Origin of the sequence: Pantoea sp. ICBG 1758 (genome assembly GCF_002928325.1) — a bacterium.
GTDB lineage: Bacteria > Pseudomonadota > Gammaproteobacteria > Enterobacterales > Enterobacteriaceae > Pantoea > Pantoea eucrina.
Map to the genome: position 1 here is coordinate 132,808 of NZ_POWL01000007.1, position 14,814 is coordinate 147,621.

18 protein-coding genes are annotated in these 14,814 nt (G+C 55.6%); 16 read left to right on the top strand and 2 right to left on the bottom strand.

Translation table 11 applies throughout. From position 1 onward, the window contains the following. The first annotated feature begins 1 nt into the window (after window position 1). The 3 genes from tauB to tauD are packed head-to-tail and all read left to right on the top strand — an operon-like array spanning window position 2 to window position 2,432. Window positions 2-769, top strand: coding sequence for a taurine ABC transporter ATP-binding subunit (gene tauB / locus C1Y41_RS18005; protein WP_094111208.1), 768 nt, complete (start codon window positions 2-4; stop codon window positions 767-769). Continuing rightward, window positions 766-1,596 carry a taurine ABC transporter permease TauC gene (tauC, locus tag C1Y41_RS18010; RefSeq protein ID WP_039380869.1) on the top strand — a complete coding sequence of 277 codons (831 nt, stop codon included), beginning with the start codon at window positions 766-768 and terminating at the stop codon, window positions 1,594-1,596. Before tauB ends, tauC begins: the two co-directional genes overlap by 4 nt. Beyond that, the gene (gene tauD / locus C1Y41_RS18015; RefSeq protein WP_039380866.1) at window positions 1,593-2,432 is read left to right on the top strand and encodes a taurine dioxygenase; all 840 of its coding nucleotides are present in this window, start codon (window positions 1,593-1,595) and stop codon (window positions 2,430-2,432) included. The genes tauC and tauD overlap by 4 nt, the downstream gene beginning before the upstream one ends. Window positions 2,433-2,587: 155 nt before the next feature. Here the strand turns inward: tauD and C1Y41_RS18020 are convergent, their stop codons facing one another. Next, entirely contained in the window at window positions 2,588-4,492 is a 1,905-nt protein-coding gene (locus C1Y41_RS18020) for an ABC transporter ATP-binding protein (RefSeq protein WP_039380863.1), read from the bottom strand. Window positions 4,493-4,607: 115 nt separating this feature from the next. Here C1Y41_RS18020 and kefG point away from each other — a divergent pair, with 115 nt between their 5' ends. From kefG to slyD, 4 genes are all read left to right on the top strand, one after another. After that, a complete protein-coding gene (gene kefG, locus C1Y41_RS18025) occupies window positions 4,608-5,159 on the top strand; it encodes a glutathione-regulated potassium-efflux system ancillary protein KefG (RefSeq protein WP_039380859.1) in 552 nt (183 codons plus the stop codon). Then, entirely contained in the window at window positions 5,159-6,961 is a 1,803-nt protein-coding gene (kefB, locus tag C1Y41_RS18030; protein WP_094111211.1) for a glutathione-regulated potassium-efflux system protein KefB, read from the top strand. The genes kefG and kefB overlap by 1 nt, the downstream gene beginning before the upstream one ends. A 95-nt stretch (window positions 6,962-7,056) precedes the next feature. Continuing rightward, the gene (locus C1Y41_RS18035) at window positions 7,057-7,251 is read left to right on the top strand and encodes a YheV family putative zinc ribbon protein (RefSeq protein ID WP_039380854.1); all 195 of its coding nucleotides are present in this window, start codon (window positions 7,057-7,059) and stop codon (window positions 7,249-7,251) included. 196 nt (window positions 7,252-7,447) lie between these two features. After that, on the top strand, window positions 7,448-7,990 hold the full coding sequence (gene slyD, locus C1Y41_RS18040; protein WP_104086026.1) for a peptidylprolyl isomerase: 543 nt from the start codon (window positions 7,448-7,450) through the stop codon (window positions 7,988-7,990). A gap of 62 nt (window positions 7,991-8,052) precedes the next feature. Here slyD and C1Y41_RS18045 read toward each other — a convergent pair whose 3' ends face one another. Next, window positions 8,053-8,271: a protein SlyX gene (locus C1Y41_RS18045; RefSeq protein ID WP_039380849.1), complete on the bottom strand. Its 219-nt coding sequence runs from the start codon at window positions 8,269-8,271 to the stop codon at window positions 8,053-8,055. 279 nt (window positions 8,272-8,550) lie between these two features. Here C1Y41_RS18045 and fkpA point away from each other — a divergent pair, with 279 nt between their 5' ends. The 9 genes from fkpA to C1Y41_RS18090 all read left to right on the top strand — a co-directional run. Beyond that, complete coding sequence (fkpA, locus tag C1Y41_RS18050) at window positions 8,551-9,381, top strand: FKBP-type peptidyl-prolyl cis-trans isomerase (protein WP_104086027.1); 831 nt, start codon at window positions 8,551-8,553, stop codon at window positions 9,379-9,381. Between the two features lie 192 nt (window positions 9,382-9,573). After that, complete coding sequence (locus C1Y41_RS18055; RefSeq protein WP_065648594.1) at window positions 9,574-10,296, top strand: transcriptional regulator; 723 nt, start codon at window positions 9,574-9,576, stop codon at window positions 10,294-10,296. Next, a complete protein-coding gene (gene tusD, locus C1Y41_RS18060; protein ID WP_039380840.1) occupies window positions 10,296-10,682 on the top strand; it encodes a sulfurtransferase complex subunit TusD in 387 nt (128 codons plus the stop codon). The genes C1Y41_RS18055 and tusD overlap by 1 nt, the downstream gene beginning before the upstream one ends. Next, window positions 10,682-11,041, top strand: a complete 360-nt coding sequence (tusC, locus tag C1Y41_RS18065; RefSeq protein ID WP_039380838.1) for a sulfurtransferase complex subunit TusC — start codon at window positions 10,682-10,684, stop codon at window positions 11,039-11,041. The genes tusD and tusC overlap by 1 nt, the downstream gene beginning before the upstream one ends. Window positions 11,042-11,050: 9 nt before the next feature. Then, window positions 11,051-11,338, top strand: coding sequence for a sulfurtransferase complex subunit TusB (tusB, locus tag C1Y41_RS18070; protein WP_104086028.1), 288 nt, complete (start codon window positions 11,051-11,053; stop codon window positions 11,336-11,338). Window positions 11,339-11,462: 124 nt separating this feature from the next. Then, window positions 11,463-11,837, top strand: coding sequence for a 30S ribosomal protein S12 (gene rpsL / locus C1Y41_RS18075; RefSeq protein ID WP_010616440.1), 375 nt, complete (start codon window positions 11,463-11,465; stop codon window positions 11,835-11,837). A gap of 96 nt (window positions 11,838-11,933) precedes the next feature. After that, entirely contained in the window at window positions 11,934-12,404 is a 471-nt protein-coding gene (rpsG, locus tag C1Y41_RS18080; RefSeq protein WP_007886246.1) for a 30S ribosomal protein S7, read from the top strand. A gap of 93 nt (window positions 12,405-12,497) precedes the next feature. After that, entirely contained in the window at window positions 12,498-14,612 is a 2,115-nt protein-coding gene (gene fusA / locus C1Y41_RS18085; protein ID WP_039380834.1) for an elongation factor G, read from the top strand. Between the two features lie 69 nt (window positions 14,613-14,681). After that, window positions 14,682-14,814 (top strand): GTP-binding protein (locus C1Y41_RS18090; RefSeq protein ID WP_233207462.1); only part of this gene is annotated, 133 nt, incomplete at its 3' end.

Here is a 14,814-nt window from a genome sequence, read left to right on the forward strand (position 1 = left end):
TATGCTCAGCATCACGCATCTCAACGCACGTTACGCCGGTCAGCCCGCGCTGCAGGATATCAACCTGCAGCTGGATAGCCGTGAATTGCTGGTGGTGCTGGGTCCATCCGGCTGTGGCAAAACCACGCTGCTGAACCTGATTGCCGGTTTTCTGCCGCTGGAGTCCGGCAGCATTACGCTGGATGGCAAAGCGGTGACCGGGCCAGACGCCAGCCGCGGCGTGGTGTTTCAGCATGAAGGGCTGCTGCCGTGGCGCAACGTGATCGATAACGTGGCATTTGGCCTGCAGCTGGCCGGTATGGCAAAAGCGGAGCGTCACGCCGTTGCCCGCCGGCTGATTCGCAACGTCGGGCTGGAGGGGGCAGAAAAGCGTTTTATCTGGCAGCTCTCCGGGGGACAACGTCAGCGCGTGGGGATTGCGCGTGCGCTGGCGGCCGATCCGCAGCTGCTGCTGTTAGATGAGCCCTTTGGCGCGCTGGATGCGTTTACCCGCGAGCAGATGCAAACCCTGTTGCTGACGCTGTGGCGCGACACCGGCAAGCAGATTCTGCTGATTACCCATGACATTGAAGAAGCGGTGTTTCTGGCCAGCGAACTGGTGCTGCTGTCGCCCGGACCGGGACGCATAGTAGAGCGGCTAAAGCTCAATTTTGGTCAGCGCTTCGCGGATGGCGAACCGTGCCGCAGCATCAAATCCGATCCGGCGTTTATCGAACGTCGTGAATATGTGCTGAATCAGGTGTTTGCCCGGCGGGAGGCGTTTGTATGAGTGCAGTTATTGATGAGAAACGCGGTACAGCGCGCACCCGCGGCCTGCGCTGGCCGCTGTCACGCCAGCTGTCGCTTAGCCTGCTGAGCATCGCGCTGCTACTGCTGGTGTGGTGGGGCGTGACGGCGCTGGGGCTGATTGCGCCGCTGTTTCTGCCCGCGCCGCAGCAGGTGCTGCAGAAACTGCTGCTGATTGCCAGTGCGCAGGGCTTTATGGACGCCACGCTGTGGCAGCATCTGGCCGCAAGCCTGACGCGCATGCTGGTGGCGCTGTTTTTTGCCGCGCTGATTGGTATCCCGACCGGCATTGCGATGGGACTGAGCCCGGCGCTGCGCGGGCTGCTCGATCCGCTGATTGAGCTTTACCGGCCGGTGCCGCCGCTGGCCTACCTGCCGCTGATGGTGATCTGGTTTGGTATTGGTGAAACCTCAAAGATTTTACTTATCTATCTGGCGATTTTTGCGCCGGTGACGCTGGCCACGCTGGCTGGCGTGAAAAACTGCCGGCAGGTCCGCGTGCGCGCGGCACAGGCGCTTGGCGCATCCCGCTGGCAATTGCTGCGCTTTGTGATCCTGCCGGGCGCGCTGCCGGAGATCCTGACCGGTCTGCGTATCGGGCTGGGCGTCGGCTGGTCAACGCTGGTGGCTGCAGAGCTTATCGCTGCCACGCGGGGCCTGGGGTTTATGGTGCAGTCGGCAGGAGAGTTTCTTGCTACGGATGTGGTACTGGCGGGTATCGGCGTCATTGCCGTTATCGCATTTAGTTTAGAAGTGGGTCTGCGCGCGCTGCAACGCCGCCTGACGCCCTGGTATGGAGAGCAGCAATGAACGAACGTCTTACTTTTACCGCGCTGGGCCCCTGGATCGGTGCGCAGGTCAGCGATGTCGATCTCAGCCGTCCGCTGAGCGATGCGCAGTTTGAACAGCTCTATCACGGCCTGCTGCGCCATCAGGTGCTGTTTTTACGCAACCAGGTGATTACGCCGCAGCAGCAGCGGGCGCTGGCGGTGCGTTTTGGCGATCTGCATATTCATCCGGTCTATCCGCATGCGGCTGGCGTGGAAGAGATCATCGAGCTGGATACCCATCAGGATAATCCGCCGGATAACGACAACTGGCATACCGATGTCACCTTTATTGAAACGCCGCCGGCCATTGCTCTGCTGGCCGCGAAACTGCTGCCGGAAAGCGGGGGCGATACGCTCTGGAGCAGCGGAATTGCCGCTTATGAAACCCTTTCTGAGCCGGTTAAGCAGCTGCTGAGCGGGTTACAGGCGGAGCACGATTTTAAGAAGTCGTTTCAGGAGTATAAATATCGCCGCACGCCGGAGGAGCATCAGCGCTGGCAGCAGGCGGTGGCTAAGCATCCCCCGGTCCGGCATCCGGCAATCCGCACCCATCCGGTCAGCGGGCGTAAGGCGCTGTTTGTGAACGAGGGGTTTACCACGCGTCTGCTGGGCGTCAGTGAAAAAGAGAGCGATGCGCTGCTGAATTATCTGTTTGCGCACGCCACGAAGCCGGAGTTTCAGGTGCGCTGGCGCTGGCAGGAGAACGACATCGCTATCTGGGATAACCGCGTGACGCAGCATTACGCCAATGCCGATTACTATCCGGCGCGCAGGATTATGCATCGTGCGACGGTGTTAGGGGATGTGCCGTTTTAACCCGTTGCGGTGATGAGCCAGGTCGGCATAAATGCCGCCCCTACAAAAGAGACAGATCCGTCATGGAGACGTTCATTGCGGTGATGGGCTGGACGGCATGAATGCCAACCCTGCAGAAGAGATAAAAGCTGCAGGGTCGGCATAGATGCTGGCCGCTAATTCGCCAGCATCTGCTCCAGCTGCTCCTGCGCATCCAGCCACGCCATTTCGACGTCTTCCAGCGCCGATTTGCTCTCCGCCTGGCGCTGCAGGGCGGCGGTTAAATCGGCTTTGCGGCTTTGATCGTAAATCGCGCTGTCGGCCAGCAGGGCTTCAGCCTCGCTCAGCTGACTCTGCCACTTAGCCATCTGCTTCTCCAGCTTCTCAATCTCTTTGCGCAGCGGCTGCGTCTGCGCGCGCAGCTCAGCATCACGACGCTTCTGATCTTTGCGCGACTGAGCGCTATTGGCATTATCCTGCTTTGGTGCGGCATCCTGCTGCGCCTGCTGCTTTTGCAGGTCGCTCAGCCACTGCTGATAATCATCCAGATCGCCGGCAAACACGTCCACTTTGCGGTCGTGGACCAGATAGAGATCGTCAGTGGTGGAGCGCAGCAGATGGCGGTCATGCGACACCACCACCAGCGCGCCTTCAAAGTCGATAAGCGCTTCGGTCAGCGCCTGACGCATGTCGAGATCGAGATGGTTAGTTGGCTCATCCAGCAGCAGCAGGTTAGGACGCTGCCAGACGATGAGCGCCAGCACCAGGCGCGCTTTTTCGCCGCCGGAAAAACGCGCGGTGGCTTCGCTGACTTTATCGCCCTGAAAGCCAAAACCGCCCAGGTAATCGCGCAGCTGCTGCTCCAGTACGGCTGGCGCGATACGCGCCAGATGCTGCAGCGGTGACTCCTCGGCGCGCAGATACTCAAGCTGGTGCTGCGCGAAGTAGCCGAGCTTAATGCCTTTCGCCAGACCCACTTTGCCCTCCAGCGGATCGATCTCTCCCGCCAGCAGCTTGATCAGCGTAGATTTACCCGCACCGTTTCGGCCCAGCAGACCAATACGCGAGCCCGGCACCAGATTGAGCTTGATCGCGTCAAGAATAATGCGATCGCCATAACCCGCCGTGACCTTCTCCATTTTCAGCAGCGGATTGGGCAGGCTTTCCGGCGCGCGGAAGCTGAAGCTGAACGGGTTATCCACGTGCGCTGGCGCAATCAGCTCCATGCGCTCCAGCATTTTGATGCGGCTCTGCGCCTGTTTGGCTTTGGTCGCCTGGGCACGGAAGCGATCGATATACTTCTGCAGGTGCGCGACTTTTTCCTGCTGGCTTTGATAGAGCGCCTGCTGCTGCGCCAGTTTAGCGACGCGCTGTCGCTCGAAAGAGCTGTAGTTGCCGGTATATTCAATCAGCATCTGCTGCTCAATATGAATAATTTTATCCACGACCGGATCGAGAAAGTCGCGGTCGTGTGAGATCAGAATCAGCGTGCCCTCATAGCTTTTCAGCCAGCGCTCCAGCCAGATCACGGCGTCAAGATCGAGGTGGTTAGTCGGCTCATCCAGCAGCAGTAAATCGGAGCGGCACACCAGCGCCTGCGCCAGGTTGAGACGCATGCGCCAGCCGCCGGAGAAGTCGCTGACCGGCCGCATCAGCTGCTCCTGACTAAAGCCCAGACCGTGCAGCAGACTGGCCGCGCGCGCGTGTATACTCCACGCCTGAATCGCATCCAGCTTGCCGTGCAGCAGCGCAATCGCGTTGCCATCATCGCGCGCGTTGGCATCCGCTAATTCAGATTCAAGCTGACGATATTCGCGGTCGCCGTCGATAACATATTCCAGCGCGGCTTTACTCAGCGCTGGCGTCTCCTGGTTGACCCACGCCAGCGCCCAGCTGCCGGGGAAGGTGACGCTGCCGGCATCGCTGCTGATTTCACCTTTAAGCAGCGACAGCAGGGTGGATTTGCCGCAGCCGTTTTTACCCACCAGGCCCACTTTCTGGCCGGGGTTAATGGTTGCGGTTGCGTTGTCCAGCAGCACAGTGGTGCCGCGTCGTATCTGTAGTGCGGAAAAGACAATCATAGGCGCCGTGTCGTCAGAATATGGTAATTTATCGGCAACATAATTCGATAATGTTTAGTTGCGTTGAGCATGGTAGCGGAATTCCGCTGCGGTGACGACGCTTTGGAGGGGAAGGATGTCGCAGCCACCAAAAGTTTTGCTGCTTTACGCCCATCCGGAGTCACAGGATTCGATCGCCAATCGGGTTTTGCTGCAGTCGGCCAGGGAACTTGAACACGTCACCGTGCACGATTTATATGCGCACTATCCGGATTTTTTTATAGATATTCACTATGAACAGCAGCTGCTGCGCGACCATGAGATCGTCGTATTTCAGCATCCGCTCTATACCTACAGCTGTCCTGCCCTGCTGAAAGAGTGGCTGGATCGCGTACTGTCGCGTGGTTTTGCCAGCGGCGTGGATGGGAACGCGCTGGAGGGGAAATACTGGCGCAGCGTAGTGACCACCGGTGAGCCTGAAGCGGCCTACCACCACGACGGCCTGAACCGCTATCCGATGAGCGATATTATGCGGCCATTTGAGCTGACGGCGCAGATGTGCCGTATGCACTGGATGACACCGATGGTGATTCACTGGGCGCGGCGGCAGACGCCTGAAACGCTGCGTCATTTTGCCCGCGCCTACGGCGACTGGCTCGCGTCACCACTGCCGCAGGGAGGAGTGTAATGCAAGGTGAAACGTTACTGACAGCGGGCGTCATCTATCTGGTGGCGGCGGTGCTGGTGGTGCCTGTTGCTGCCCGGCTGGGAATTGGTGCCGTGCTGGGTTATCTGCTCGCAGGTATTGCGATCGGCCCGTGGGGGCTGGGCTTTATCAGCGATGTGGATGAGATCCTGCACTTCTCCGAGCTGGGCGTCGTGTTTCTGATGTTTATCATTGGCCTGGAGCTGAATCCAGCCAAACTCTGGTCACTGCGACGCTCAATTTTCGGCGTCGGCGCGGCGCAGGTGATATTTTCTGCGGCGATCCTCGGTGTGCTGCTCTGGCTAAGTGACTTCAGCTGGCAGGCGGCCGTGATAGGCGGTATCGGTCTGGCTATGTCCTCTACGGCTATGGCGCTGCAGCTGATGCGCGATAAAGGAATGAACCGCAGCGAATCAGGACAGCTGGGCTTTTCGGTGCTGCTATTTCAGGATCTGGCGGTGATCCCGGCGCTGGCGCTGGTGCCGTTACTCTCCGGCGGCGACAGCGGGCACGTTGACTGGCTTAAAGTTGCGATGAAAGTGCTGGCCTTTGCCGGCATGCTGGTGGGCGGCCGTTATTTACTGCGCCCTATTTTGCGCTTTATTGCCGCTTCCGGCGTCAGAGAAGTGTTTACCGCCGCCTCGCTGCTGCTGGTACTGGGCTCGGCGCTATTTATGGATGCGCTGGGCCTGTCGATGGCGCTGGGCACCTTTATCGCCGGGATCCTGCTGGCGGAGAGCGAGTACCGGCACGAACTTGAAGTGGCTATCGAGCCGTTCAAAGGGTTGCTGCTGGGCCTGTTCTTTATCTCTGTTGGTATGGCGCTGAACCTTGGCGTGCTCTATACGCATATCGTGGCTATTTTGATCGGCGTACTGGCGCTGGTGGCGATAAAAGCGCTGGTGCTCTACGTGCTGGCGCGCATTTACGGTCTGCGCAGTTCAGAGCGTCTGCAGTTTGCCGGTGTGCTCAGCCAGGGCGGCGAATTTGCGTTTGTCCTGTTCTCCGCCGCGTCATCCGCCCATCTGTTCAGCGGCGATCAGCTGCCGCTGCTGCTGGTCACGGTGACCCTCTCGATGATGACAACCCCGCTGCTGATGCAGGGCGTGGATAAGATTCTGGCCCGTCGCTTTAATGACAAAGACGACAGTGATGAGAAGCCTTTTGTTGAGGACGATCAGCCGCAGGTTATTGTGGTGGGTTTTGGCCGCTTCGGGCAGGTGGTAGGGCGTCTGCTGATGGCTAACAACAAGCGCATCACGGTGCTGGAGCGGGATATTTCTGCGGTCAGCCTGATGCGCAAGTATGGCTATAAAGTTTACTACGGTGACGCCACCGAGCTGGAGCTGTTGCGGGCCGCAGGCGCAGAGAATGCGCAATCTATTGTTATTACCTGCAGCGATCCCGAAGATGCCATGACCATTGTGCACCTCTGCCAGCACCATTTTCCGCAGCTGGAGATTCTGGCGCGGGCGCGCGGGCGCGTCGAGGCGCACGAACTGCTGCAGGCAGGCGTCACGCTATTCTCCCGTGAAACGTTCTCCAGTGCGCTGGAGCTTGGTCGCAAGGCGCTGATCTCTCTTGGCATGCATCCTCATCAGGCGCAGCGTGCGCAGCAGCATTTCCGCCGGCTGGATATGCGCATGCTGCGTGAGCTGATGCCAGGCCATGATGACAGCGTGCAGGTCTCCCGCGTGCGTGAAGCGCGACGCGAACTGGAGGATATCTTCCAGCGCGAGATGCAGCATGAAAAGCGGCAGATAAATGGCTGGGATGATGAGTAAGCCGGCAGCCTGGGCTATTCAGGGCCATCGCTGCAATTTGCGGTGTGCAGGGTATACACTTAAGGTTTCCGTGAACAACAGGCGGGCAGGAAAAAATGCGTAAACGTTTTATCGCCGGTGCGGTCTGTCCGCACTGTCAGGAAAAAGACACCCTGGCCATGTGGCGCGAAAACAGTGTCGATGTGGTGGAATGCGTAAAATGCGGACATCAGATGCGCGAGGCCGATAAGCAGGCGCGCGATCAGATCCGCAGTAATGAGCAGGTGATCGGCATTTTTCATCCCGAGTAGCGTGCCGGCACAGCTTTTTTTACGCTTAGACTTACAGTGGTGTTGAATTCCGTTACAATCGGCGCCACTAATGCTGAATAGTCTGCATATTCTGCAGGATAAAATCTGTTCAGCTTTAAACCTTTCTGGTTGGTTATTGCACGCAAAAATAGACCAATGAGACGGGATCCTTAGTTCTCAACGGTTAGGAGATATCATGAAAGTAGCAAAAGACCTGGTGGTGAGCCTGGCGTATCAGGTTCGTACCGAAGATGGCGTGTTGGTTGACGAGTCACCGGTAAGTGCACCGTTAGACTATCTGCACGGTCATGGTTCCCTGATTTCTGGTCTGGAAAAAGCGCTGGAAAATCACGCGGTCGGCGACAAGTTTGACGTGCATATCCCGGCAAACGACGCTTATGGCCAGTATGATGACAATCTGGTACAGCGCGTACCTAAAGATGTCTTCATGGGTGTGGATGAGCTGCAGGTTGGCATGCGCTTCCTGGCAGAAACCGACCAGGGCCCGGTGCCGGTTGAAATCACTGAAGTAGAAGATGAGCACGTTGTGGTTGATGGTAACCATATGCTGGCTGGTCAGAACCTGAACTTCAACGTGGAAGTGGTTGCTATCCGCGAAGCCACGGAAGAAGAGCTGGCGCACGGTCACGTGCATGGCGCAGATGGTCATCATCACGACCACGACCACGACCACGACCACGACCATGGTCACGGCGGCGGTTGCGGCTGCAACCACTAAGCGTTGCCGGTACAAAAAGGCCACCTGCGGGTGGCCTTTCTGTTTTCTGCTGCCGGCAGGTATTAATAATGCGGCGGAGGTGTCTCTTCCGACGGCGAAGCAACCATCGAGGGCGCTGCCGCTTTAACTTTGTCGACCAGCAAGCGAACATGTTCCCGCAGCCTGCTCATCTCCAGTTCATGTTCGACCACCGTCTGATTAAGCTGCTCAATGGTGTCTTCCTGAAAAGCCAGCTTGCTCTCCAGCGCTTCAAGGCGCCGATCCCAGTCTGTCTGTTGCATCGTTACTCCTCCTGTCATCGTACTGCGCATTGATATGAACCGGCGTGATTCTACGGCCTTTACGGTCAGAATCACCTGATATTTACCCGGCGTTTATCTCCTGCCATTGAATTTACCCGCAGCGCCTACATCTCAGATGAAACTTCCTGAAGCAAAAAAGGTCGGAGGTTAACCGGGTAATTACACTGCGGGAGTGTTCGTTACTGCCGCGTAAAGTTATAGTGTGGACCACTGTCCGCAATGATTCCCGAGGTTTGAAGCTTCGGTTTTGGAGAAAGGATGAAATCACTGTTTAAAGTCACATTGTTAGCTACCACTATGGCTGTCGCACTTAATGCACCGCTGGCGATGGCAGCAGAAACCGCTGCAGCTCCGGCTGACGCGGCGCAGGCTGCGCCACAGGCACCAAAAAATGCTGCTTTCAAAAACGAAGATCAGCAATCTGCCTATGCACTGGGTGCTTCGCTGGGTCGCTACATGGACAACTCTCTGAAGGAACAGGAGAAACTGGGCATCAAACTGGACAAAGATCAGCTGATTGCTGGTGTTCAGGACGCGTTTGGCGGTAAAAGCAAACTCTCTGACCAGGAGATCGAACAGACTCTGCAGGCCTTTGAAGGTCGCGTGAAGGGTGCTGCTCAGGCGAAGCTGGAAAAAGATGCAAAAGAGAATGCTGACAAAGGCAGCGCTTTTGCTGAAAAATTCGCGAAAGAGAAGGGCGTGAAGAAGACCGAATCTGGTCTGCTCTATCAGGTTGAGAAAGAGGGCAGCGGTGCCGCACCTAAAGATAGCGACACTGTTGTGGTCAACTACAAAGGTACGCTGATCGACGGCACCGAGTTCGATAACTCTTACACTCGTGGCGAACCGCTCTCTTTCCGTCTGGATGGCGTCATCCCGGGCTGGACTGAAGGTCTGAAGCACGTGAAAAAAGGTGGCAAGATCAAACTGGTGATCCCGCCGAACCTCGCTTACGGTAAAAATGGCGTACCGGGTATTCCGGCTAACTCAACGCTGGTGTTTGATGTTGAACTGCTGGATATCAAAGCAGCACCAAAAGCGGATGAAAAAGCACAGGCTCCGGCCGCTGCTGAGAAAAAAGCACAGTAATCGCTCTGTTCTGCCGCCTTCGGGCGGCAGTTCCCTCTGCATTCCCCCGCACGTTCAATTCCTGCTGCATATGTGCAAAGCTCTGGCTAAAGCGGACGACATTTGCCAGACTAACGCCTGCATAATGATCATAAGATGAGTCTGCCCCAATGCTGTCGCGACAGGCTCCAGCCACGTAGGGTAATGTCTTCGATGTCTAATCCATTTAATCCCGGTGAACTGACTGACTTCGATTTACTGGAGCAGCGCCCTTTTGAGCAAGCAGATTACGATATTCTCAAATCTTACGAGGCAGTGGTCGACGGTCTGGCGATGCTGATTGGCTCGCATTGCGAAATCGTGCTGCACTCGCTGGAAGATCTGAAATGTTCAGCTGTGCGTATTGCTAACGGCGAACATACGGGGCGCAAAGTCGGATCGCCGATTACCGATCTGGCGCTGCGCATGCTGCATGATATGCATGGCGCTGACAGCAATGTCTCCCGCGCCTACTTTACGCGCGCCAAAAGCGGTGTCCTGATGAAATCGGTCACCATTGCTATTCGTAATCGCCAGCAGCGCGTCATTGGTTTGCTCTGCATCAATATGAATCTGGATGTACCGTTCTCGCAAATCATGTCAACCTTTATGCCGCCAGAGATGCAGCAGGTCGACTCAAGCGTAAACTTTGCCAGTTCGGTAGAAGATCTGGTGATGCAGACGCTGGAGTTCACCATTGAAGAGGTCAGCGCGGATCGCAACGTCTCTAACAACGCCAAGAACCGGCAGATCGTGCTTAATCTGTATGAGAAAGGCATTTTTGACATCAAGGATGCCATCAATCAGGTTGCCGCCCGTCTGAATATCTCGAGGCATACGGTCTATCTCTACATACGTCAGTTTAAGAACGGCGATTTTCAGGGGCAGGATCGCTGATGCGCTATACCCTGCTGGTGACCGGGCCGGCTTACGGCACCCAGAACGCGACCAGCGCGCTGCTGTTTGCCCGCGCGCTGATTGCTGCAGGCCACGTGCTGGAGAGCATATTTTTTTATCGTGAAGGTGTGCTGAACGCCAGCGAGCTGAGTGCACCTGCCAGTGACGAAGCTGACATTGTGCGCGGCTGGCAGCAGCTGCACGACGCCTGCGGTGTCGCGCTTAATGTCTGCGTGGCTGCCGCGCTGCGGCGTGGCATTACCGATCGGCAGGAGGCCGCGCGTTTGCAGCTGGCGGGCAGCAATCTGCAGCCGGGTTTTGAACTCAGCGGTCTGGGTGCACTGGCTGAAGCGGCGCTCAGCTGCGATCGTCTGGTGCAATTCTGATGAACCGCGTTGCGTTCCTCTTTACCCGCGCGCCACACGGCAGCAGTGCCGGCAGGGAAGGGCTGGATGCCGTTCTGGCTACCGGCGCCCTGAGCGAAGATGTTGGCCTCTTTTTTATCGGCGACGGTGTGCTGCAGCTGACTGAGCAGCAGCAGCCGAAAACTATACTGGCGCGCGACTATATCGCCACCTTTGGTGTGCTGGCGCTTTATGATATTGAGCAGTGCTATATCTGTCAGCATTCGCTACTGGCGCGCGGAGTGAGCCTGAGCGCAGAGCGCGTGTTAACAGCCCAGGTGCTGGAGAGTGACGCATTACGCCAGACGCTTGCCTCCTTCGATCGCATTATCTGTTTTTGAGAAACTGCCATGCTTTATACGCTGATGAACTCCCCCTGGCAGTGCGATATCGAAACGCTGCTGCTGCTGCTGCGCCCGGAGGATGACCTGCTGCTGCTGCAGGATGGGGTCACCGGCGCGCTGCAGGGCAGCACAATGCTGGCCCGGCTCAGCGCGGCACCGGCTACGCTATGGGTGCTGGAAGAGGATGTTGTCGCACGCGGATTATCTGCTCAAATTTCAACCAGTGTTGCCCGTCTGGACTATACTGGATTCGTTGCGCTGACGGTAAAGCATCAACAGCAAGTGGCCTGGTAAACGCGAAAACCTGGTTATTTCTTGACACCCTATAGGCACAGCCCTAAAATTCTGCCTCCTCGTAGAAATGCGAGGTGATTTATTACGTGTTTACGAAGCAAAAGCTAAATCCAGGAGCTATTTAATGGCAACAGTTAACCAGCTGGTTCGCAAACCACGCGTTCGTCAGGTTGCTAAAAGCAACGTGCCAGCGCTGGAAGCTTGCCCGCAAAAACGTGGTGTTTGTACTCGTGTCTACACCACTACCCCGAAAAAACCAAACTCAGCACTGCGTAAAGTTTGCCGTGTGCGTTTGACTAACGGTTTTGAAGTTACCTCCTACATCGGTGGTGAAGGTCATAACCTGCAGGAACACTCCGTGATCCTGATCCGTGGCGGTCGTGTTAAAGACCTGCCAGGTGTGCGTTACCACACCGTTCGTGGCGCGCTGGACTGCTCAGGTGTTAAAGACCGTAAGCAGGCTCGCTCCAAGTATGGCGTGAAGAAGCCAAAGGCTTAATGGTTCTCCGTTAAGTAAGGCCAAACGTTTTAACTTTAATGTCAAAATAAACTCGTAGAGTTTTGGACAATCCTGAATTAACAACGGAGTATTTCCATGCCACGTCGTCGCGTCATTGGTCAGCGTAAAATTCTGCCGGATCCTAAGTTCGGATCAGAGCTGCTGGCTAAATTTGTAAATATCCTGATGGTAGATGGTAAAAAATCTACTGCTGAATCAATCGTCTATACCGCACTTGATACCCTGGCTCAACGTGCTGGTAAAGACGGTCTGGAAGCTTTCGAAGTTGCACTCGAAAACGTACGTCCGACTGTCGAAGTGAAGTCACGTCGCGTTGGTGGTTCAACTTACCAGGTTCCAGTTGAAGTCCGTCCGGTTCGTCGTAATGCTCTGGCAATGCGTTGGATCGTTGAAGCTGCTCGTAAACGCGGTGATAAATCAATGGCTCTTCGCCTGGCGAACGAACTTTCTGACGCTGCAGAGAACAAAGGTACTGCAGTTAAGAAACGTGAAGACGTTCACCGTATGGCTGAAGCCAACAAGGCGTTCGCACACTACCGCTGGTAACAGCAAGGTAGTTGTTATTAACCCAGCGGGCGTCCCAGTGGCTTACCTGCTGGGCTTTTTTAACTATGAACGTCTCAGAATCAGAGGAATCAAATGGCTCGTAAAACACCCATTGAGCGCTATCGTAACATCGGTATCAGTGCTCACATCGACGCCGGTAAAACTACCACTACCGAACGTGTTCTGTTCTACACCGGTGTAAACCATAAAATCGGTGAAGTACATGACGGCGCCGCAACCATGGACTGGATGGAGCAGGAACAGGAACGTGGTATTACCATCACTTCCGCTGCGACCACCTGTTACTGGTCTGGTATGGCTAAGCAGTTTGAGCCACACCACGTCAACATCATCGACACCCCGGGACACGTTGACTTCACCATCGAAGTAGAGCGCTCTATGCGTGTGCTTGATGGCGCAGTTATGGTTTACTGTGCGGTTGGTGGTGTTCAGCCACAGTCTGAAACCGTATGGCGTCAGGCTAACAAATATAAAGTTCCACGCATCGCGTTCGTTAACAAAATGGACCGCATGGGTGCTAACTTCCTGAAAGTTGTTGATCAGATGAAAGTGCGTCTGGGTGCAAACCCGGTTCCACTTCAGCTGGCAATCGGCGCAGAAGAGAAATTCACCGGTGTTGTTGACCTGGTGAAAATGAAAGCCATCAACTGGAACGATGAAGATCAGGGCGTTACCTTCGTTTACGAAGATATCCCGGCTGATATGCAGGATCTGGCTGATGAATGGCGTGCGAAGCTGGTTGAATCTGCAGCTGAAGGTTCTGACGAGCTGATGGAGAAATTCTTCGGCGGCGAAGAGCTGACTGAAGAAGAGATCAAAACGTCTCTGCGTAAGCGCGTTCTGAACAATGAAATCATCCTGGTAACCTGTGGTTCTGCATTTAAGAACAAAGGTGTTCAGGCGATGCTGGATGCGGTAGTTGAATACCTGCCAGCACCGACTGACGTTACCGCGATCAACGGTATGCTGGACGACGGTAAAGACACACCGGCTGAGCGTCACTCTGACGACAACGAGCCGTTTGCTGCGCTGGCGTTCAAAATCGCAACCGACCCGTTTGTTGGTAACCTGACCTTCTTCCGCGTTTACTCTGGCGTGGTTAACACCGGTGATACCGTGTTCAACCCGGTCAAGTCAAACCGTGAGCGTCTGGGCCGTATCGTTCAGATGCACGCTAACAAGCGTGAAGAGATCAAAGAAGTTCGTGCGGGCGACATCGCTGCTGCGATCGGCCTGAAAGATGTGACCACCGGTGACACCCTGTGTGACCCGGATAACGTCATCATCCTTGAGCGCATGGAGTTCCCGGAGCCGGTAATCTCTATCGCCGTTGAGCCGAAAACCAAAGCTGACCAGGAAAAAATGGGTCTGGCTCTGGGTCGTCTGGCGAAAGAAGACCCATCATTCCGCGTATGGACTGATGAAGAGTCTAACCAGACCATCATCGCTGGTATGGGTGAGCTGCACCTCGACATCATCGTTGACCGCATGAAGCGTGAATTCAACGTTGAAGCGAACATCGGTAAACCTCAGGTTGCGTATCGCGAAGCGATCCGCTCTAAAGTTACCGGTATTGAAGGTAAACACGCCAAGCAGTCTGGTGGTCGTGGTCAGTATGGTCATGTTGTTATCGACATGTACCCACTGGAGCCGGGTTCAAACCCGAAAGGCTACGAATTTGTTAACGACATTAAAGGTGGTGTGATTCCTGGCGAATACATCCCTGCCGTTGATAAAGGTATCCAGGAGCAGCTGAAGTCTGGTCCACTGGCGGGTTACCCGGTAGTTGATCTGGGCGTGCGTCTGCACTTCGGTTCTTACCATGACGTTGACTCCTCAGAGCTGGCGTTTAAACTGGCTGCTTCTCTTGCGTTTAAAGACGGCTTTAAGAAAGCAACCCCGGTTCTGCTTGAGCCAATCATGAAGGTTGAAGTAGAAACGCCAGAAGAGAACACCGGTGACGTTATCGGTGACCTGAGCCGCCGTCGTGGTATGCTTAAAGGTCAGGAATCTAACGCTACCGGCGTTCAGATTCACGCTGAAGTCCCGCTTTCCGAAATGTTCGGTTATGCAACTCAGCTGCGTTCACTGACAAAAGGCCGTGCTTCTTACTCCATGGAGTTCCTGAAGTACGATGATGCGCCGAACAACGTCGCTCAGGCCGTTATTGAAGCTCGTGGCAAATAAGGCTACGGTTTAAAAATTGTTAACTGATGCCTTCATCAATGATGAAGGCATAACGTAAGGATTATCGCCATGGCGAAAGAGCAATTTCAGCGTAACAAACTGCACGTAAACGTGGGCACCATCGGTCACGTTGACCACGGTAAAACCACCCTGACTGCAGCAATCACCACCGTTCTGGCTAAAACCAACGGCGGCCAGGCGC